The sequence below is a fragment of the Ercella succinigenes genome (assembly GCF_900002895.1).
Genome location: NZ_CDHP01000054.1, coordinates 1 through 21,559 on the forward strand (window position 1 = coordinate 1; position 21,559 = coordinate 21,559).

Below are 21,559 nucleotides of genomic sequence, written 5' to 3' on the forward strand. Positions count from 1 at the left end.
AAACCGGGCATTATGACGTTTGGAAAATGACAGCCCTGTTTCCAACAGCTGCTGGAAACCGATTTTCTGCTTGAATGCTTCAATGTATGCCAGTGAAGCGCGGTTTGTGACCGTAGCGTTGTCGAATTTAGCTGGAAGAATTGTTTCTGAACGGTTTATTGTGGGTCGATTTTGTGCTAGACTCATGGTAACAGGCGGCCTTTCTTTGGATTTTGTTTTCTTTGCAGTTACATTTTACCAAAGATGCAGCCTGTTTTTATATGTAAAATTATTTTCACCCTATTCAATTGTCAAAGTACTACTAACTCTATGGTTTCCAGCTTTTTGAACTGGCTACCTGCCGATTACAGGTTGATATAAATTTTCAATTTCTTCCTGAGACATTGTAACGGGAAGATTTGAAGGACTGCCACTGGAAACAGCTGCTGCAGCCATTCCTGAAATACTATTGTAAAAAACTTCCTGATCTATACCGTAATCTTTAAGCTTCGGTATATTTAATCTCTCAGACAAACTAACAAGTTGATCAATCAATTTTCCTGCAGCTGCTTTATCATCATCATTTATCTCGGAAAACCCTGCTGCTTTTGCAATCTCTGCCAAAACACCTGCGCATTCAGTTTGAATTCTTTTCATACATCCAGCTAACAACATCGCATTAGAAATACCATGTGGTACATGAAAAATCGCTCCTATCGGCCGGCTCATCCCATGAACTACTGTCACAGAAGAATTATTGATACAAATACCGGCCTGACAGGCAGCTATCGCCAATTCTTCTCTTGCAGTTAGATTATCTCCTTGATCATAGGCAATTGGCAAAAACTCAAAAATCCTTTTAATTGCATCGAGAGCATATGGTTTAATCATTGGCGTTGCTTTTACAGATATATAAGCTTCGATAGCATGAGTAAGAGCATCCATGCCGGTTGCTGCCGTAACTGATGGCGGAGCAGTTACCGTAAACTGCGGATCTACAATTGCCATATCCGGCAGCAAATCATCACCTTTAAGCAAAAGTTTCGTCTTACTAACAGAATCTGTAATGACAGTAAATTTTGTAACTTCAGAGCCAGTACCGGCAGTTGTCGGTATCATAATAAGTTGGGGCAAATCCCCTCTGATCTCTTTGCCTGCAAAATCGATTATCTCTCCTTCACACACGGACATCAGAGCAATCGCTTTGGCACTGTCCAAGGGACTACCACCACCGATTCCTATGATAAAGTCACAACCGCTTTGCAAATAGAAATCCCGCCCTTTTTTTATCGTGATATCATCAGGTTCACCAACAATATCATTGAATAATTCATAGGATATCTTTAACTCATACAGCAGATCTGTTAATTTGCCGACAGCACCTGAAGCAGTAACATTTTTCCCAGAAACAATGAATGCTTTTTTACCCGAAACTGCAATAACTGAAGATGACTCCCTCAGAGCATTATTACCAATATAAAGATTTGGTGGTATTTTGAAATTATGTACCATAGCAGTCACCTCCTCTGAAAATTTTTCATGAATTCATTAATTATCCAACAGATACAAACAATCTGGATATTATCTACTAACACATTTATGATTTTGTAATATACTCTCTATCTACAATTGCCAAAACTTCATCCAGCTTTTCCATTTCCTCTTGCAACTGCTCAGCAGTTATGATCAATGGCGGTGCAATAAAAATAAAATTCTCATGCGTATATGTCATGAATTTTCTTTCTTTCAAAAGACCTAGTATTTTAGGCATAATACCCTGTGGATCACTCCCATATGGCACAAGTGCCTCTTTGGTTTTCTTGTCTTTTACCAGTTCTATACAGGAAAACAAACCAATATATCTTACATCTCCTACACATTTATGTTTAAGTTTTAAATCTTCCAGAAGGTCTCCTAAAACAGTACCTGTCTTTTGCACATGTTCTATAATACCGGCAGTTTCATAGTAATTTACACATGCCAGACCGGCTGCACAAGCAAGAGGATGTCCGCTATATGTAAGACCGCATGCTAATAAATTCTCGTCAAAATATTCTGCTATTTTACTGCTGACTGCAACTCCACCCAAAGGAACATAACCACAAGTCACACCTTTGGCAAAAGTAACGATATCTGGTTTTATATCATAATGCTCAAAGCCAAACATTTTCCCTGTGCGGCACCAACCAGTCATAACCTCGTCACAAATCAGAAGTATTCCGTATTTATCACAAATTGCTCTTACACCTTGCATATATCCTTCAGGAGGAATCAAAATACCATTTGAACCAGTGATTGTTTCAAGGATAATTGCCGCAATGCTTTCTGAACCTTCATAATGAATCTGTTCTTCCAGCTTTGCCAGATAAAAATCTGAAGCATCTTTCTCAGATATAAAACTAACTGGTTCACGATATATATAAGGATCGAAAAATTTAACAAAACCTGGAATACCAGGTTCTACAGGAAACCTTCTCGGCTCACCTGTAAGATTTCCGGCACCGAAGGAGGAGCCGTGATAGCTTCTGTAACGACTAAAGATTTTATTGCGTCCCGTATACATTCTGGCAATTTTGATAGCATTCTCATTTGCCTCTGCACCAGCATTTGTAAAAAATATTTTTCCCATATTGTCAGGCAAAAGGCTGATGATTTTTTCTGCCAGTAAAGCTCTTGGTTCAGATCCCAAGGACGGACCGACAAAACAGTACTTATCAACTTGTTCCTTAATAGCATCACCTATTACTTTATTGGCAAAACCAAGATTCATATTGACAAGCTGTGACGACATATCAGAATATCTATTACCATCATAATCCCAGTAATATATGCCGTCTGCTTTCTGAACAGATACGGGATTTACCTGTTTTTGACGACTCCATGACTGCAAATTATATTTCTTTAATTTTTTATTGATTTCAACACCTGTCATTTGATTCTGCCTCCTGAATATATATCATTAGAAATAGCAAAGACGGCAATGTGGGTTTAAAGCCACATTGCCGTCAAAAACTAGATTTTCTATCTGTTTGACATAGTATAATTCAATAATAATGCAAAAACAACCCAACAAAAAGCTAAAAAAATATAATTTCTGCCGTTTGAATATATGCAAGTCACATAATATCATATTGCATTTTACAACTATCAAGATCGATTTTAAGCTTTAATTCATCTTCAGACTGCAATAAAAGATTGCAAAAGCGTCATTTACAAGCATTTTGACAAGATTGTAAAAATTCAAATTTTGTGCATATTATATCTTTATTATGAATATATATAACCAAATTTCTCATGCTTACTGTGCTGGACTTTCTTTTAGTTGAGGAATAACACGCCGCATAGTATAAGCAAGAGAGATAGCAACAAGAGCCTTAATTATATCAAAAGGTATAAAGGGGAAAACACAAATAGACAAACTTGCCAGAAAAGTATTTCCTGTTACAAGTACAAACTGTATTGTTCCCATTAGATAACAAATAGCAAGACCAATTATACAGGCTAAAAATCCTTGAGCAAACTCAAGTAATTTATGCTGTGCTCTTTTCGCAGTTATTAGACCAATAATAACAACTACTACCAGGTATGAGGTTATATATCCACCTGTAGGTCCAATAATCATGCTGAAACCACCTCTGAAACCAGAAAAAACTGGTATTCCTATAGCTCCCAAAAGAACATATATAGCAGTTGAGATAAAGCCTCTTTTCCAGCCCAGAAGCAATCCTGCCAGCATCACACCAAAAATAGCCATTGAAACAGGGACCGGGCCTATAGGAATTGTCATAACTGAAAAAACACACAGCACGGCAGCAAACATTGCACATAAAGTAAGATCACGGACACGATTTCTGTTCATAAATTTCTCCTCTTTTAACTTTTCTCTGATCTTAATTAATAGAACTATCAAAAATTCTGTTTTATTAGGTATACATATTAATATGGTTCGCACTGATTATAGCAAAACAAAACAGTTTGTCAACCTTGTCTTTTAGCAAGTTGACAAACTGACAAATAATTAATTCAACTATCCTATTGGAATATCTTCAAGAGTCAGACAAAGAAAGTAAAAAGCTGAAAAAGTTGTTTTTTAGAAACAAAAAAAGCCTTGATTTCTCAAGACTTTTTCTATGCAGCTTATTCATCTGCAATATGGTGGGGGAAGGTGGATTCGAACCACCGAAGTCGTCGACAACAGATTTACAGTCTGCCCCCTTTGGCCGCTCGGGAATTCCCCCATATGGTTGGTTTATTGGTGGGCCTTCAGGGACTTGAACCCCGGACCGACCGGTTATGAGCCGGTTGCTCTAACCAACTGAGCTAAAGGCCCATATGGATAATTTCTAGTTTCAACGGCTCTTCCGAACCGGAGCGACAAGGGAGATTATATATAACCAAGAGATTTATGTCAAGCTCTTTTTGTAATATTATTTCCTTGTATTTTTCCCTGATTTTTTGCTTCAGTATATCTACTGTTTTAAAAACCATTTTAAATTAGGAAATAGATATATTCCCGTCGGATCCATACATATATCTATCAGGAATATATCTTGATACTTTTTACAGATCCTGCACTAGCTGTTTGAACAAATTACCTCTTTCCTCAAAATGTCGGAAAGAATCAAAACTGGTTCCGGCAGGAGTTAAGACAACTACTTCTCCCTCTTTGGCAAGACTTTTCGCTTTTGCCACTGCATCTTCATAAGATTTGCAATGTACCAGATGTAACTCATTTCGATCTACATCATTTAATGCTGCTTCGTTAAGTATTATCTCTTCAATTTTATCTGCATTTGCTCCACAGAGAATAATTCTGTCACTCACGCTTACTATCGCCTTCCCCAGGCCCGTATAATCGCATTTTTTATCCTGGCCTCCCATTATCAGCACAGCCTTCTCTGAACGATCTTTAAGGGCATTTAAAGCATTTATACTGCGATTAGGACTTGTATCTATTGAACTGTTGTAATATCTTACGCCCTCCACTTCCCTAACTAATTCCATTCTATGCTCTACACCACCAAAGGTTGTAGCTACTTCTATTATTGCTGCCGGATTTACATCTTTCCAGGTAGCAGTAATAGCAGCCAGATAATTTTCTACATTATGTCTGCCAGGAATGATTATCTCGCTTGAGTGAATTATATGTTCTAAATGACCTTTTTCATGCCAGCACAGCCAGCCATTATCAAGTACAGCACCTGGTTCGGTCGCAGACTGCTTACGGCTAAACCAGTTAACAAAACCTCTTGCTTCACTGCTAAATGAAGCAGTCTCATAATTATCGGCATTAAGTACGAGCAAACTATTAAAAGACTGATATAAAAAGATATTCTTTTTGGCATCAATGTATTCCTGATAATCACTATGAACATCAAGATGATTTGGTGAAATATTTGTAACAACAGCAATATTGGGACTTTTGCGCATACTCATTAGCTGAAAACTGGAAAGTTCAAGAACAACAGCATCATCTTCTTCTATCATGTCTATTCTATCTAATAAAGGTGTTCCTATATTTCCTCCCAAATGTACTTTCCAGCCAGCTTTTTCCAACATCAGGCTAATTAATGTGGTAGTAGTAGTTTTACCATCACTTCCTGTCACCGCCCAAATCTTTGCTGGACATAATTCCATAAAAACTTCCATTTCAGAAGTGATTACAGCACCTCTAGCTCTTTCCTGAAGCAGTTCGTCAACATCATTGCGCATTTTTGGCGTTCTGAAAATAATATCAAAGCCTCTTAGCGCAGACATATAATCGGAGCCTGTACTCCAGTTGAGAATGATACCATCATTTTCCATTGCTTTTTTACTTTGACTTAATACAGGATCATTATCCGGCAGCATATCAAAAGCAGTTATTTGTGCTCCCAGTTCATATATATATCTTATAAGGGGTCTATTACTGATTCCGACACCAAGCACGGCCACTTTTTTCCCTTTAATCATATTTTTGAAATCATTTAATTTTTTATTCATATTTGTTATTCGTTCCTTCCAAAGTACTCTTCAAATATTTTTTAAATCACAGTAAAATTCCTGTGATTTATATGCTAATTTATATTATATTCATAATGACTGCCCAATACAAACTAAAACCAAGTGTATTAAATAATTTACTACTTCATTTTCTAGCCAGGGATATTTTGATTCATCAAAGTTTTATTTGATTATCATCAATATATTTTTCATTGGTTTTGGTAAAGAGGGCTTGCATTTTTTCTGCCCTTGAGTTATGATAATCATCGTCCCGCGAGAATGGCGGAATTGGCAGACGCGCTAGCTTCAGGTGCTAGTAATCGTTAGGTTGTGCAGGTTCAAGTCCTGTTTCTCGCACCAAACATGAAATCCGAACTACTTTATCAATTTCGATTGAGAAAGTGTTCGGATTTTTTTGTGTTAGTTCAGCTGATTTTTACTTACCATTTATTTACTTGCTGAGTCAGTTTTTTTGTTTTTTCCTATTGTATAATTAAAATAAGATAGGCTGCAAGGAGACTCTCAATGTTAAATTTTTATTTAGGTTTACTTGATACAATTGAAGAAAAAAGCATAATGGAAGAAATTTCTTGTCACAAAACAAAGGTTTATATGTATATGGTACAAATACTAAAGATTGGATAAATTTATGAAAAAACAATTTTTTATTGCCTGTTCTTTACTAATAATTATTGTACTATTAGTTGGATGTACTAATATGGCATTCAAATATAAAGATTATTCAAATGCCGTATTGGTATTAGAACAATATCCTAAAAATGGCTCAGATGCAAAAAAGCAAGGAATAATTTATGCTACAAGTAGAATTACTTGGGTAGACAATATTGTTACTAATGTATTAGTATCTGCTACTTTTGAAAATGAAGCACAAGCAAAAGAGTTATTTCAATCTGTAAAATCAGAACAAGTAGAAGCATGGTTAGATGGAAACATTTTAAATTACTATATTTCTCCTGAAGTTTGGCAAATAGAGGGAACAACTTATCTTCAAGCATTAGAATTTTATAAAGATGATCCCTATCAAGAATGGGTTGTACTAAAAGAATATGAACCTTAACCATTAAAAGTAATGGAAGAAAATCAAGAAGCCTTCTACAAAGATGGTTCAAAAACCATTTCTTTGGATGATATAAAAAGTGTTCGGATTTTTTGGGTAGTTCAGCTTATTTTTACTTACCATTTATTTACTTGCTGAGTCAGTTTTTTTGTTTTTTCCTATTGTATAATTAAAATAAGATAGGCTGCAAGGAGACTCTCAATGTTAAATTTTTATTTAGGTTTACTTGATACAATTGAAGAAAAAAGCATAATGGAAGAAATTCCCTGTCACAAAACAAAGGTTTATATGGTTTTAGTTATAGAGAGCGTAGCAAAGAATATGTACAATAAGAGAAAAAAGAAGAAAACAATTTCTTATAATGAATTGGAATATGCAATTAAAGACGACAAAAATTTTGAAGATGATATTTCTTCTGAATTAACACAAGATAAAGTTATTCTATAGAGTTTGATGGTAGTGATAATAAAATTCTATTCGATGTTCCTGGTGCATTTTCAATTTGTTGTTTGAATAGTGGCAGAGAACTATATGTATTATACACAAATTCTGATGGCAATTTTGACATATACAAGCATTTTCAATAGTGGAGGTAACAAAATGGAAATTGGGAAAACAATCAAAAAATATCGTGAAGCAATAGGTGTTACACAAGAGGTAATGGCAAAACATCTTGAATTAAATATTTCAGATATAAACAGCTGGGAAAAAGGAAATGCATTTCCTGATATTTCTTTGTTATCCTCAATTGCTGAAATTCTTCATATTTCTACAGATACTTTACTAAACCACAATTACAACAATTTTGAACATAAGAGAAAGCAGGCAATGATATTTAGTAATTCTGGGCAATTTGGAAATGCTTATAAAACATACGAAGAATTACTATATGAGGGATATCAGCACATAAGCATGACTTTAAATGGAATTGTCATTTTAGCATTAGAGGAAAAAAACTTTGATAAGGCTAGCATGATTATAAAGAAAGCTCAAGGATTAGCCAAATTATTTGAATTTGGGCAATACCACGAAGTCTCACCTGCTCTTGAATTAGCCACATTAGAAAAAGATGTAGACAAAACACTGGAGATAATAGAACAAATGCTTGGGAATATTGAGAGTATATATGCTTTTACAAAATCTCCTCTTTATTCAAACATGAGCTTTAGCGAACCAAAAAAAGAATATATTGAACAGATTAGAGAGAATTTGCTGAAATTATTTAGAGATCAGGAAACTTATTCATATATGAAGGATAGTAAGCGTTGGAAAGATTTAGTTGATTAAATAATAAAAACTCTTGACTGTAAACAGGCTTCACAGATTATCATTGGTAAGTGTATGGAGGTGACAAAATAATATGACAATAAAAGAAATCGAAATACTTACCAGTATGGAACGAGGAAATATAAGATTTTATGAACGCGAAGGACTTATAAATCCCCAGCGTATGGATAACGGATATAGAAACTATTCAGATACTGATTTGCAAATTTTATTGCGAATTAAATTACTGCGTAGTCTTCATATATCATTAGATGAGATTAAGGAATTGAAGGATGGCAACTATAAATTATCAGAAGTATTAATTAAACAAATAAAAGTATTGGAGCAAGAAAAGCAGGATTGTCTTTATGCACAGGACGTATGTAGATCTATAAATGAAGAACAATTAAATTTTGCAACTCTGGATGCAGCAAAATACCTTGATAAAATCAGGCAGGCGGCAGAAAAATCAAACAGTCAATATTTCACAGTTAAAGGAGATATGCTTCCACAAGTGTTCCACCCTTGGCGCAGATTTTTGGCCAGAGCAATAGATTTTTTCATTTATCAAATAATTTGGTCAATTTTTCTTGCTTTTATTTTACAAATTAATTTGTCCGCCAGAAGCTCATTGGGAAATCTACTTGATTCTTTTATAGCAGTTATGATAATGCTGTTTTTGGAACCGCTATGGCTCCATTTTCTTGGTACTACTCCTGGCAAAGCAATTTGGGGACTTAAAATCGAAAATGCAGATGGTAAGCATCTTTCTTATAAAGAGGGTTTAGAGCGCACTTGGAATGTTATAGGTTCTGGGCTGGGATATAATATTCCGATTTATAATTTAATACGCCTTTGGAAAAGTTATAAAATATGCAGCGAAAGTGAAATACAACCTTGGGATGTTTCAATTTCTTATTCTATCAAAGATACAAAAAAGTATCGTAATATGGTTTATGTGGGTGCATATGCAGCAGCATTTGCTGCTTTAATCCTAATACTTTCCGCTCAAATGCTGCCACCTCAAAGAGGAGATTTGACAATATCACAGTTTGCAAAAAATTATAATTATTATGCAAAATATCTAGGCGTTGATTTTGGCAATCAATATCTGGACGAAAATGGTAAATGGGTAAAAAAAGAAACTGATGAAATGATTTATATTGAATACAGTTATAGTGAAACTCCTGAGTATAATTTCGAGTTAGAGAATGGGTATATAAAAGAAGTTTCATTTGATGTTCAAATTAGAAATAATCAAGACTATCTTGGTTCATATGACACACTAATGATTCTGTCTTCTCTTGCTTTCGTTGGTGCACAAGACGAAATGAAGCTATTATCAAGGATACCAAATCGAATAATAAATCAAATTGAGAATAATAGTTTTCAAGATTTTCAGTTCACAGAAGCCGATATTTTATTCTCTTGCGATACAGATTATTCAGGCTATACAAACCTGGATCTTGGTTTTCTTTTACCTGAAGAAAATATTAAAGAAAATTATTTCAGCATCAGTTTTTCTATGATTAAATAATTATTCTTTTATAACTATTGCTATCAACCTGTTGGTTTTGCCACAACTATACTGTATAGTAAAATCTAAATATGAAATCAAATAACAGGACGTGGAATGAATAGTAGTACAACTCAGAATAAACCTTTGATGAGAATTGCTGTTAGAACGCTGGTAGAATCTGTCTATAAACAAGGCGGTCTGATACATGATTCTATGAAAAGTGAAGCTGCTGAAGGAATCAGACTTCATCAGTATTATATTGATGCTGTAAAAAACAAATATGGTAATGCCATATTATCAGAATATCCTTTAGAGGCTCTCTATGAGCATGAAGATGTCAATCTAAAGTTAAGTGGCAGATGCGATATAGTACATTTGAAAAAAATTTCTTCCTCCAGCGATTTTGATAGCAACAATAAAGAAAGTGTCCATACCGAAATATCTGATAAAAGTCCTGACAGCACAGTAATTGTGACTGAGATAAAAACGCATGGTTTGCCTGATCACAAATTGCCAGCAGGCGGCGATCTGCTGCATTGGGCTCAGCTTAAATTATATGGTTATATGTATTTGCGGGAAAACAAAGGTAAAAGCCTTACTTTGGAGCTTGTATATCTTAACATACAGGACAGATCGCGGAAATTATGGCAAAAAAATTTCAGCATCATTGAACTGGAGGAGTTTTTTTGTCAAACCTGTCAAAAATATATGGAGATTGCTGGTCAGCTTGCTGTCTGGCAAAAACTTCGTGACAAGAGTGCCTGTGATGTAACTTTTCCTTATCAGACAATTAGATCTGGGCAAAAAGAGCTGATGAAAGAAGTTCTTGCGGCAATAAGGCAAAAAGGTGTACTGTTTGCTCAAGCACCTACAGGCACCGGTAAAACCATGTCTACTGTCTTTCCTGCTGTCAGAGCACTAGGCCACCATTTGACGGATCATATTTTTTATCTTACTGCTATGACTTCTACCCGTCAGGCAGCGGTGGATGCCTTAAATGATTTAAGAGCAAAAGGGCTTCATATCAGAAGTCTGGTTCTTTATGCCAAGGAAAAAATCTGTTTAGAACCAAAAATCTTCTGTGATACTGCTAATTGCCCTTATGCCATCATGTATTACACAAATTTACCTGATGCTATCAGAGCATTACTGCAGCTTGAAGAAATAACTTTTGAAGATATTACGGCTTGTGCCAGACATTATCATGTCTGTCCCTTTGAATTATCTCTGGATATTTCATTATATTGTGATTTTATAATTTGCGATTATAATTACGCTTTTGATCCCAGAGTCAAACTTGATCGTTTTTTTGGTTCTCAGCCTCGTAATGCTGTTCTGTTGATTGATGAAGCTCATAACCTGCCTGCTCGTTCAAGAGAAATGTATAGTGCTCAGATTACAGAAAAGCTTATTGACGATGCTGTCAAACAATTAAACGAATTATGGCCGGACAAAACCGAACCGCCTGCTACTGTGAAATATCTGCGAAACGGATTAAATCAACTGTCTGCTTGGTTTAATTCTCTGCGTGAAGAAATCACTGCTGTTCAGCCTCAGACAGGTTTTGAAAAGGTAGAAAAAAATTGTAAAGCTGAAGACAGCATGAAAACAGCTGGTTTTTTGGCTATGAAAAAAAAGCCGCAGGCCTTTATCTCAGCAGCAGGACGCTGCAGCTACTTCATCAGAACTTTATTGGATGAAGTTATGGATCTGCCTGAGAAAAAAATCTGGACTGATCTATTGTTTAGTCTGTTATTTTTTGCCAGAATAGCAGATATGTTTGATCGCGGACGACATATAACTACTTTGAAGCTTGCTGAAACAGTTGGCGTAAAGAGTAAAACAGATCGTCTTGTACTTGAATTATTATGTCTTGACGCTTCGGATTTTGTTACAGATGCTTATTATCAGAAGAGGCCTGCAGTTTTCTTTTCTGCTACCTTATCGCCTCTTTCGTATTATATTGGACTTATGGATAGTAAAGCTGCCAATGACCCGCCAGAACAGCTTATACTCCCCTCACCTTTTCCGCAGGAAAATCTGCTGCTTTTGGTTCATTCAAACATATCGGTCAGATATAAGGATCGTGAAAAAACAATGCCGGAAATACTTGAGCTGATTCTAAGTGCGATTAGGCAGCATACCGGCAATTATCTGGTCTTTGTTCCATCTTATGCCTATTTACGCAAATTCCGTAAATTACTTAAAATAATTAGTCCATCAGACATGGACTGTCTTTTGCAGATACCTGGTATGTCCGAAGAATTAAAACAAAAATATCTGAGCAGATTCAACAAACATGGCCAAAAGACACTTCTAGCAGTTGCTGTTATGGGTAGTTTTTTTAACGAAGGAATTGATCTTGCTGGAGACAAATTAAGTGGTGTTATTATTATTGGAACCGGCATGCCGCAATTATCGCCTGAAAGAGAAATATTGAAGCAATATTATGATGCCAGCATCGGCAGCGGCTTTGCTTACAGTTACATTTATCCTGGATTCAACAAGGTGCAGCAAGCAGCAGGCAGAGTAATTCGAGGAGAAAATGATCGTGGCTTTGTTCTTCTGATAGACGACAGATATGAAAAATATGAATACAGGCAGTTGTTCCCACATGAATGGATGCCTTTAACAATGGAGAATACGGAAGAGATATGTGAAACAGCTAGTCAGTTCTGGGATACCTAGTTTGGTTTTTCCAGTCTGTTTCTTTATGAAATTATTTGATTGAATTATCCTTTTTAAAAAACAATCAGGTTATATCATTTAGCATATCAAGCCTTGTATACTTTTTTTCCATCTGATTTGTTAGATAATTTTCAGAAAAATTGATTATTTCTTTTTTTATTTCTGCTTCAAGCTCAAAACTAAAAATATTCTGGACAGGTTTTTCAAGAACATAATGTAAGCAGGCAAGTGCACCGCCTGATAAGTTGATGAAATTTTTGCCAGCAGATCTGAAACAAGAATTTGAGCCGCAGAAAATAGCAAGAGAAGTAAAAGAAAATACAGCAGGAGCTGTTACATTTTGGTGGCAATGCTTGCAAATGTCAACCGGCGGCCGCATGCCTGCAATGGTTAGAAGACGCAGTTGAGCAATATGTACTATCAGCAAAGGATCTTCATGAACCTGCAGCTTGTAAGCAGAATAAGCCCACAATTCGTAAGCAAGGCGTTCCGGCAAATCATCTTTTAAGATATCACTAAAAACTTCCGCCAGATGTGCTGCACAGATCAAACGAACTATATCCTGATGCAAGGCCATAAAGGATTCCACCAGATCTGCAGAATCAACCGTATATCTGCCTTTATAAGAAAAAATCTGAAAATCAGACAATGCAAAAATCTGTGTACTTGCAAGCAGAGGGCTTTTGGCTCGTCTTGCTCCACGGGCTGATGCTGTGATCAGCCCGTGGTCTGCTGTTAATATATTTATAATTTTATCTGTTTCGCCTACAGGCTGTTCGCGCAAAACAAATCCGCGTACAACTATATGTGACATAAAAAATCAATCTCGGCTTTCATATCCCAGGTCGTTGAGAATACCTTTGCGGTTACGCCAGTCCTCTCTTACCTTTACAAAGATCTGTAAATAACAGGAACAATCAAGCATTTTCTCTATTTCCAGTCTTGCACCACTGCCGATAGCTTTAAGCTTTTGCCCTTGTTTACCAATTACAATACCCTTATGTGTGCTTCTTTCACATAAAATGGCAGCATTAATAGAAACATGTTTTCTTTTTTCGGGATCTTCTTCGTCAAAAATCTCTTCAAATGATTCAATTGCAACTGCTGTTCCATGTGGTATTTCTTCATGAGTCAATCTTAATATTTGTTCTCTAATCAATTCAGCAGCAAGCATGCGTTCAGTTTGATCAGTATAAGAATCTTCTGGAAAATATCTTGGTCCTTCTGGAATAAGCTTTTTGATTTCAGCAATTAATTCATTGACACCATCTCCGGTTTTTGCCGAAACAGGTACCATTGCGGCAAAAGGAAATGTTTTATTAAATTCCGCCATCAAGGGCAAAATATTTTCTTTTTCCGCAATATCTACTTTATTTATAACAAGAATAACCTTCTTTTTGAAATGTGCGGCAATTTCCAGTATTTTTTTCTCAAGAAGGCTGACACGAGGTTCAAATTCTGCTTCTATCAGCAATAACACCAGATCAGTTTCCGACATAGCCTGTCTGGCAGACTTAACCATATAATCACCTAGTTTTGTTTTAGGTTGATGAATTCCAGGTGTATCAAGAAAAACTATCTGAGATTCATTATCGTCATAGATTGCCCTGATAACCTGTCTGGTGGTTTGTGGTTTTGGCGATGTTATTGCCAGTCTGGAACCTGAAATCTGATTAAGTAATGTTGATTTGCCTACATTCGGTCTGCCTATTAATGAAACAAAACCGGAACGAAACTGTTTGTTCTCCATACAATCCTCCAAATTACCCTTCTTGGTCTACCTTTTTATATTTACTGTATTCATGCTGTCTTTTATATTTAGTTTTATTATCACTTATTCGCCTTTAATTGCTCATCTTTCAATATTCAAAATACTCATGATTTGATTTTGCTTAGCTATCATTATTCTTTCTTCTTCTTCTGTCATATGATCATAACCTAAAAGATGTAGCATAGAATGAGCTGTCAGGAAAGATATTTCTCTTATGATACTGTGTCCGAAATCTTCAGCTTGTTGTTCTGCCTTTTGAAGATTTATCATAATATCTCCTAGATTTAAAACTTTTGCTCCCTTATCATATTCAAAATCAGCGACAGTAAGATCTGCTTGTAATTCTCCTTGATACATGTCAAGCAAGGGGAATGACAATACATCGGTAACCTTATCTGTCTGTCTGAATTGACGATTGGCCTTCTTAATAGCAACAGGTCCGACAAAAGTTACGCACACCGATACGATTATACCTTTTTCTATCCATTCTTGACAGCATTTCTCATAAGATAAAATCGCTTCAACTGTTTTTTCTATTAGTTTTTTTGATTCGGAAACGGAATATTTACTTTGCCGGTTGTTGAACAGAACGTTCTTCAGGATACTTCACCCTTTCATGGAAATGCCCCGCATAAACTTGCAGGAACGCTTTTATTATTACTTCGACATCGTGAAAAGACAATCCAGACTGAACCAGTTGATCCTGTTCATTTTTGCCTTTAATAATTTTTCTAATCAAACTTTCAAGTTCATCAAGTTTTGTCAAGCCAGTTGATTTAACAGCAGCTTCCACAGAGTCAGCCAGCATAATTATTGCTGATTCTCTGCTGCTCGGTATAGGACACTGATATTTAAATTTATTAGGATCAGGCATATCTTCGCTATTTTCTTCTGCTATTTTTTTTGCTTTATGATAAAAATAAGCCTGTGATGAAGATCCGTGATGCTCATGTATCATTTTTAGAATTGGAGCAGGAAGGCGATAGCGTTTGCCAATTCTGACACCAAGATCAGGATGACTTAAAATGATATCTGCACTTTGTTCAGGTGGTAAATAATCATGAGGATTCTCTCCTTGCTGGTTTTCCGTAAACATAATCGGATTTTCCAACTTACCTATGTCATGGTAATATGCGCCTACTCTTGCCAGCAGAGGATTTGCTCCAATGGCATCGGCAGCAGAATCAGCCAAATTGGCTACCATCATGCTGTGTTGGGAAGTCCCTGGAGCTTCAACAAAAAGTCTTCTTATAAGCGGATGTCCAGGTTGAGAAAGCTCAATAAGCCTTAATGGTGAAACAGTATTAAACATCATCTCAAACAAGGGCATTATACCTATAGCGGCGATAACAGACAAAGTACCGCTGATAGCTGTATATCCAGCTTGAATAGAAATAGCAGACCAACCTTCTTTTTGTAGAAGACCATAGGCAAAAGCAATTGCCAGATTTGTTCCTGCTGTCATGATAATTATGAATGCATAATTATCGCGTCTTGATATTCCCTTGGTAAAAAGACCAGCTACAGCACTGCCTCCGATAGCAATCAGAGGGAACAGATTATCAAAACCAGTCATAGGCATGATCGCCATTATTAGTAAAGTAGTCATTAACATTGATGTTCTGAATCCAAAATATGCAGCTATTAAAACAGCAGAAAAGTACACCGGCGGAGTCAGCGGGTAATCACGAACGAAATAAAAGGAAACCGCCAATGGCAAAAGAATTGCCAAAATAAGAGATATCCTGCTACCCGCATGTTTTAGAATTTCAGGTTCAAATTTTTTCAGGTAAAAAATTGCTACCGCAATAAGAATGAGAAGAAGCGATACAATACCGAAAAAATGACGATAATCAAAAGATCCGCTATCGATTAGATCAAGCTCTTCCAGTAAAGCATATGTTTCATCTGTAATTATCTCATCCATCAGAACTATTCTGGTTCCACGTTCAATCATAACAGGATTATTTTGTACACGATCATAAGCAGCCTGTCTGGCATTATTAGTTGCAACAGCATCAAATACAACATTAGGTTTTAGAATCAGACCAAGGCAACGTTCAATCAGACCTGCGTCTTCTTTATAAAAAGTAAGAGATTCGGAAAGCGTCTGAATTTTCTGGCTAAGATCAAGTCTCAATTGAGCATTATCAACAGGTTTGTTCATAATCAAGCCTGTTAAAGAATCAATATTTCCAGTCACACTTTCAAATCTTGTCTGTTCCATCTTTATCAAAGATAAAGCATCATCTGCCAAAATAACAATCTGTAGTTTTTCGTTCAGTTCTTGAATAAGTGAATCTGCATAAACCTGAGGATCTGGCGGATTTACCGGATTATTTGTAATCGGATTATTCTCTGTTTCATTTTCTGCTTCTGCATCTATCGCCTCTTGGGCAGCTGCAGCTTCTGCTTCTGCATCCAGTAATTCCTGACGATGCTCTGAAATGATCTCTATCATCAAATCTTTAGCTGCAACAACTTCACTGACAATCTGCTCTGATCTAAGCATTACATCTGAAACTTCAGCCGCAGCCTGCTCAGCACGCAAATTTGTTTCAATCGGATCACGTATACTTCTTGGCGCAGTAATATCATAGGGACTGGCATCACCTGGATTCAGCTGATATTTCTCAGGAATGGAACCATAGTAAATTGCCATGACAATAGCAAAAAACAAAATAGGGGCTATAAGTATTAGAAAGACTCTTTGTACACTTTGTGATAATTTCAGCATAAGTGATCAGTTTCCTTTCTTACCTGCCTTTTCATAAGCACAGATTATTCTTTGCACCAGCGGATTTCGCACCACATCACGCTGTGTCAATTCAATAAAGGCAAGACCTTCAACCTTATTTAAAATTCTTCTGGCTTCAATCAAACCAGATCTCTTGTCGCGAGGCAAATCAATCTGAGTAATATCTCCTGTGACAACTGCCTTAGATCCAAATCCCAGCCGGGTCAGAAACATCTTCATTTGTTCCGGAGTTGTATTCTGGGCTTCATCAAGAATTATAAAAGCTTCGTCAAGTGTACGTCCTCTCATATATGCAAGCGGCGACACCTCAATCAAACCTTTTTCCAGATTACGCAAATACTGGTCTGTTCCCATTAATTCATGCAAGGCATCGTATAATGGTCGCATATACGGATCTACTTTATTTTGCAGATCACCTGGTAAAAAACCAAGCTTTTCTCCTGCTTCTACCGCAGGTCTTGTTAAAATTATACGTGATACCTGTTGTGCCCGGAATGCATTTACAGCCATTGCTACGGCAAGAAAAGTCTTACCGGTTCCTGCAGGCCCAATGCTAAAAGTAATATCATTTTTAGATATTGCCTCTACATACTGTTTTTGACCAATAGTCTTGCTGCGGATAGGTCTGCCCTTGGCAGTTACACAAACGCTGTCGGGGGAATATGCCGTAACCTGATCCATCAGCCCTTCCTTGGCAGAATCAGTAAGATAAGTAACAAGCTGCAGATTAACAGGATGACCTTGCCTGTTCATGTCCAACAGTCTCTCACAAACTGCCGCAGCTTTTTTTACATTATCATCTTCACCTTTTATTATCAACCCGTCTTGCGTAACCTCTATACTTACCTCAAGAAGTTGTTCAATCACAGTAAGATGTCCATTATAACTGCCAAATAATTCTACTGCATTCTGTGCATGTTCTAAAGTGATTCTTTTTTCCATTCAAATCCTCTACTTATTTATTATTGACCGGAAGGCATCAGCAGGTCAATTTTGAATGCTATACTGTCCTCGCTTAGGGCAGGTATAGTTAATTCCTCTACTGTCTGTATTGAAATGTCGTACTGATCAGCACTAAGATCAGTTTGTACAGATTTTTTTACCGTATCAAGATATGACATAAAATACTCTTCCCTATTAGGATCTGTAATTGCTTTAATTTCAAATACAGATCTGCGGTCAAAGTTTTTGCCGTTAATAATAATGTCCTGATTGCTTGCTCTTATCTCCGACATAGCTACAAGACGTTCATCGTTTATTGATATAGCCTGTGCACCTACAGCCCGCAACTCATTTACAAACTGCCTCAAAACACTATCTCTTATCATAACGTCAGGGGCACAGCTTACCCTGATTATTATTCCATAATTACTAACTTCTCTTAATCCCGCAAATGTAGCTGATCTTTCTCTCTCTCTAATAATATTTTCTACATAGGCATTACCGGTAGCATAATCTTGCTCCAATAATTCAATATACGAAAATAATTCTGCATTTCTTTGCGATAACTCTTCGTTTTTCCTGGTATATTCAATCAAATTATTATATAAATCTTCCATCCTTTGCTCAGTTACATTGTCCACATTAACATTTTTCATCTGTAAAGCTATCAGAATGCCCAGAATCATACATATGACTGTAAAAGCAATGGATCTTATTGCATTTGTTCTCATTTATTAACAACCTCCAGCAGATTAATGTATCGGTCAAAATTATCAGCCTCGGCAAAAGGAGGTATCACTATCTGCTCCTTTTTTTCAACTTCTATGATTACACCTATTTCAGGAATTTTCAGCTGATTTAAAACCTGATCTTCCAGTGCGGCTGTTTCCATCAATTCTGCAGGTCCTATGGCAGAAATAACGTATGGTGGAGTCATTCTCTCCCTGTTACATAATATAGTCGGCCCGATACAGTAAATATATGAAGAGTTTACAAGCCTCATTCCATTTATAGAAATAGCAGCAGCTCCGTTATTTATCAGCAAATTAACCACATGACGTATATTTCCGTCATGAATGATCGACGCAACAGGATCCTTTAACGGATCATAACCTGGCTTGTCATCAAGAGTAACTACTATGCCTTCCCCCGTAACCTCTGTAAAACCCGCAAGAATTCTTATCCTATTAATCTCACTTGATAATTCTTCGTATCCCTGCTGGTCCAGTATGGTGTCAATTGCTTCATCTCTCTGACTTACCAGACGCTCATTTTCGGCCAACAGTTGCTGATAAGTTGCTTCAAGCTTAATTATTTCCTGCTGAGTTTCAGTATATTGTTCATTAAGACTACTCTTCTTATAATTCTGTTGAACAGAACGAATATGCGTGCTCACAATTGCCCCAAACAACAAGAAAAGAACAAAGAGCATTATTTTATATTTATTTTTATCTGAAAATAACCAGCTGAAATATTTGCTGTTTTTCAGAGATTTTTTCTCTTTCCTTATTATTACTTTATTCTTTTTATTTTTTTTATCAGTCATTCAAGTTGCTCCAGCAAATCTTTAAACCACACAGGCAATGGACTTTCAACTTTTAGAATATCACCCGTAACCGGATGTTTAAAACTTAATCCGCATGCATGCAAAGCCTGTCCTTTTAGTCCGAAATCAGCCCTGCCTCCTGCATATAAAGGATCTCCCAGAACCGGATGTCCGGTATATTTCATATGCACCCTTATCTGATGAGTTCTGCCCGTTTCCAGTATAGTCTCAAGATAAGAGGCTTTTACAAAGCGCTCTAACACTTTAAAATGAGTAATTGATGGTTTGCCATCAGCAACAACAGCCATACGCTGACGATGCTTTTTATCACGCCCTATCGGGGCATCTATGGTACCTTTATCTGATGGTATTTGTCCATAAACTACTGTTCGGTAAGTTCTGATTACTTCATGCTTTCTGATCTGATCTGCAATACTGCTGTGAACCTGATTATTTTTCACTACCAGAAGCAGACCCGATGTATCCTTGTCTATTCTGTGCACTATGCCCGGTCTTATAACTCCGTTTATATCCGATAATTCACCTTTGCAATATTCAAGCAATGCATTTACTAATGTTCCATCCTTATGCCCTGCAGCCGGATGAACAACCATTCCCTGAGGCTTATCAACTACCAGAAGCCACTCATCCTCATAAGCTATTTTCAGATCTATTTTCTGCGGTTTTATACTTATCATTTCAGGTTCGGGTACAGATACCACAATACTCGATCCTTTTTCCAGCCTGGTAGAAGGTTTTAACTTAGAAACACCTTCTACTATAATCATTTTTTGTAAAATCAGCTCATGTATATATGATCTGGACAGCTCAGGCATCTGATCTGAAATCCAGGCATCAATTCTTTTGCCACTGTCATCCATTATAAGATCATAACGATTCATTTATTGTAACCTCTTCAACATTATCTTTATCATTGTTATCAATATTATCGGTTGTGTCATCAGTATTAACAGACTCGTCTTTTTTATCAGCACTCTTTTCAATAATACTCTCTTTTTCTGACGAAGCTTTCGCCTTTGGTTCCAGAGAAAAAGGATGATCAATAATACGGTGATCGGTAAACAGAAGTATGCACAAAAAAATCGTGGAACAGACAATCAGAATATCTGCCAGATTAAAAGTAGGAAAAATATATGAACCGAAATGGAAATCAAGATAATCGGTAACACTTCCCTGGAACACACGATCTATCAGATTACCAATACTTCCGGCAGATAATAATGCCAGACATACCTGCAGTTTCCTAAAAGGTGTACGAAAAAGTATATATAATACAACTATTGTCACAAGTGCAGAAACAACTGACAAAAAGTAAATACCCCAATCTTTGTCTGCCAGAAAACTCCAAGCAGCACCAGTATTCTGCTTATTAACCAGATAGAAAAAAGACGGTATAACCGTGATGACATCTCCTGATCCTAAATTCTGTACAACTATATATTTTATTATTTGATCTGCTCCTGCCAAAAGAATTATAATTATTGCCCAGACCATACCCACAACTCCTCTATTCCCACATAAGGGTGATATATATTTGGATTACTCTGTCCGCTTACTCTATCTCCATATGCTAAAGCAGCATACGGAAGATATAAACCTGTAATCGGCAGGTAGCCAGTTCAAAAAGCTGGAAACCATAGAGTTAGTAGTACTTTGACAATTGAATAGGGTGAAAATAATTTTACATATAAAAACAGGCTGCATCTTTGGTAAAATGTAACTGCAAAGAAAACAAAATCCAAAGAAAGGCCGCCTGTTACCATGAGTCTAGCACAAAATCGACCCACAATAAACCGTTCAGAAACAATTCTTCCAGCTAAATTCGACAACGCTACGGTCACAAACCGCGCTTCACTGGCATACATTGAAGCATTCAAGCAGAAAATCGGTTTCCAGCAGCTGTTGGAAACAGGGCTGTCATTTTCCAAACGTCATAATGCCCGGTTTGGCACAGCCAACATCATCGATTTCATGGTTGATGCAGCGGTCTTGGGACTATCGCGTTTTAA

18 protein-coding genes, 3 tRNA genes and 2 pseudogenes are annotated in these 21,559 nt (G+C 36.6%); 7 read left to right on the top strand and 16 right to left on the bottom strand.

The features are described 5' to 3' along the window. The 7 genes and pseudogenes from AC0KSB_RS11600 to murD all read right to left on the bottom strand — a co-directional run. Window positions 1-186, bottom strand: a pseudogene (locus AC0KSB_RS11600) (hypothetical protein); the annotation flags it as partial. Window positions 187-333: 147 nt separating this feature from the next. Beyond that, window positions 334-1,491, bottom strand: a complete 1,158-nt coding sequence (locus AC0KSB_RS11605) for an iron-containing alcohol dehydrogenase (RefSeq protein ID WP_472309436.1) — start codon at window positions 1,489-1,491, stop codon at window positions 334-336. Window positions 1,492-1,576: 85 nt separating this feature from the next. Next, window positions 1,577-2,911, bottom strand: coding sequence for an aminotransferase class III-fold pyridoxal phosphate-dependent enzyme (locus tag AC0KSB_RS11610; RefSeq protein WP_472309438.1), 1,335 nt, complete (start codon window positions 2,909-2,911; stop codon window positions 1,577-1,579). 366 nt (window positions 2,912-3,277) lie between these two features. Beyond that, on the bottom strand, window positions 3,278-3,838 hold the full coding sequence (locus AC0KSB_RS11615; RefSeq protein WP_472309440.1) for a biotin transporter BioY: 561 nt from the start codon (window positions 3,836-3,838) through the stop codon (window positions 3,278-3,280). 294 nt (window positions 3,839-4,132) lie between these two features. After that, a tRNA-Tyr gene (locus tag AC0KSB_RS11620) sits at window positions 4,133-4,217 on the bottom strand. Between the two features lie 15 nt (window positions 4,218-4,232). Continuing rightward, window positions 4,233-4,309, bottom strand: a tRNA-Ile gene (locus AC0KSB_RS11625). 230 nt (window positions 4,310-4,539) lie between these two features. Further along, the gene (murD, locus tag AC0KSB_RS11630; protein WP_472309442.1) at window positions 4,540-5,961 is read right to left on the bottom strand and encodes a UDP-N-acetylmuramoyl-L-alanine--D-glutamate ligase; all 1,422 of its coding nucleotides are present in this window, start codon (window positions 5,959-5,961) and stop codon (window positions 4,540-4,542) included. A gap of 273 nt (window positions 5,962-6,234) precedes the next feature. Here murD and AC0KSB_RS11635 point away from each other — a divergent pair. From AC0KSB_RS11635 to AC0KSB_RS11660, 6 genes are all read left to right on the top strand, one after another. Beyond that, window positions 6,235-6,321, top strand: a tRNA-Leu gene (locus AC0KSB_RS11635). A 289-nt stretch (window positions 6,322-6,610) separates the two neighbouring features. Continuing rightward, window positions 6,611-7,039, top strand: a complete 429-nt coding sequence (locus AC0KSB_RS11640) for a hypothetical protein (protein WP_472309444.1) — start codon at window positions 6,611-6,613, stop codon at window positions 7,037-7,039. A 201-nt stretch (window positions 7,040-7,240) separates the two neighbouring features. After that, window positions 7,241-7,486, top strand: a complete 246-nt coding sequence (locus tag AC0KSB_RS11645) for a hypothetical protein (RefSeq protein ID WP_472309446.1) — start codon at window positions 7,241-7,243, stop codon at window positions 7,484-7,486. A 153-nt stretch (window positions 7,487-7,639) separates the two neighbouring features. Then, window positions 7,640-8,326: a helix-turn-helix domain-containing protein gene (locus AC0KSB_RS11650; protein WP_472309448.1), complete on the top strand. Its 687-nt coding sequence runs from the start codon at window positions 7,640-7,642 to the stop codon at window positions 8,324-8,326. 73 nt (window positions 8,327-8,399) lie between these two features. After that, on the top strand, window positions 8,400-9,842 hold the full coding sequence (locus AC0KSB_RS11655; protein ID WP_472309450.1) for a MerR family transcriptional regulator: 1,443 nt from the start codon (window positions 8,400-8,402) through the stop codon (window positions 9,840-9,842). A gap of 96 nt (window positions 9,843-9,938) precedes the next feature. Then, entirely contained in the window at window positions 9,939-12,512 is a 2,574-nt protein-coding gene (locus AC0KSB_RS11660) for an ATP-dependent DNA helicase (RefSeq protein WP_472309452.1), read from the top strand. A gap of 64 nt (window positions 12,513-12,576) precedes the next feature. Here the strand turns inward: AC0KSB_RS11660 and recO are convergent, their stop codons facing one another. The 9 genes from recO to lspA all read right to left on the bottom strand — a co-directional run bounded on the left by recO (window position 12,577) and on the right by lspA (window position 21,044). Then, window positions 12,577-13,326: a DNA repair protein RecO gene (gene recO / locus AC0KSB_RS11665; RefSeq protein ID WP_472309454.1), complete on the bottom strand. Its 750-nt coding sequence runs from the start codon at window positions 13,324-13,326 to the stop codon at window positions 12,577-12,579. Between the two features lie 6 nt (window positions 13,327-13,332). After that, window positions 13,333-14,262, bottom strand: a complete 930-nt coding sequence (era, locus tag AC0KSB_RS11670) for a GTPase Era (RefSeq protein ID WP_472309456.1) — start codon at window positions 14,260-14,262, stop codon at window positions 13,333-13,335. Between the two features lie 102 nt (window positions 14,263-14,364). Continuing rightward, window positions 14,365-14,886, bottom strand: coding sequence for an rRNA maturation RNase YbeY (gene ybeY / locus AC0KSB_RS11675; protein ID WP_472309470.1), 522 nt, complete (start codon window positions 14,884-14,886; stop codon window positions 14,365-14,367). Then, window positions 14,849-17,020: an HD family phosphohydrolase gene (locus AC0KSB_RS11680; protein WP_472309458.1), complete on the bottom strand. Its 2,172-nt coding sequence runs from the start codon at window positions 17,018-17,020 to the stop codon at window positions 14,849-14,851. Before AC0KSB_RS11680 ends, ybeY begins: the two co-directional genes overlap by 38 nt. A gap of 6 nt (window positions 17,021-17,026) precedes the next feature. Then, the gene (locus AC0KSB_RS11685; RefSeq protein WP_472309460.1) at window positions 17,027-17,983 is read right to left on the bottom strand and encodes a PhoH family protein; all 957 of its coding nucleotides are present in this window, start codon (window positions 17,981-17,983) and stop codon (window positions 17,027-17,029) included. Window positions 17,984-18,003: 20 nt separating this feature from the next. Beyond that, window positions 18,004-18,714 (bottom strand): DUF881 domain-containing protein, encoded by a 711-nt coding sequence (locus tag AC0KSB_RS11690; protein WP_472309462.1) that lies wholly within the window; start codon window positions 18,712-18,714, stop codon window positions 18,004-18,006. Next, window positions 18,711-19,529 (bottom strand): DUF881 domain-containing protein, encoded by an 819-nt coding sequence (locus AC0KSB_RS11695; protein ID WP_472309464.1) that lies wholly within the window; start codon window positions 19,527-19,529, stop codon window positions 18,711-18,713. Before AC0KSB_RS11695 ends, AC0KSB_RS11690 begins: the two co-directional genes overlap by 4 nt. Next, on the bottom strand, window positions 19,526-20,431 hold the full coding sequence (locus AC0KSB_RS11700) for an RluA family pseudouridine synthase (protein ID WP_472309466.1): 906 nt from the start codon (window positions 20,429-20,431) through the stop codon (window positions 19,526-19,528). The genes AC0KSB_RS11695 and AC0KSB_RS11700 overlap by 4 nt, the downstream gene beginning before the upstream one ends. After that, on the bottom strand, window positions 20,418-21,044 hold the full coding sequence (lspA, locus tag AC0KSB_RS11705) for a signal peptidase II (protein WP_472309468.1): 627 nt from the start codon (window positions 21,042-21,044) through the stop codon (window positions 20,418-20,420). Before lspA ends, AC0KSB_RS11700 begins: the two co-directional genes overlap by 14 nt. A gap of 267 nt (window positions 21,045-21,311) precedes the next feature. Here lspA and AC0KSB_RS11710 point away from each other — a divergent pair. Further along, window positions 21,312-21,559: pseudogene (locus tag AC0KSB_RS11710) on the top strand (hypothetical protein); the annotation flags it as partial.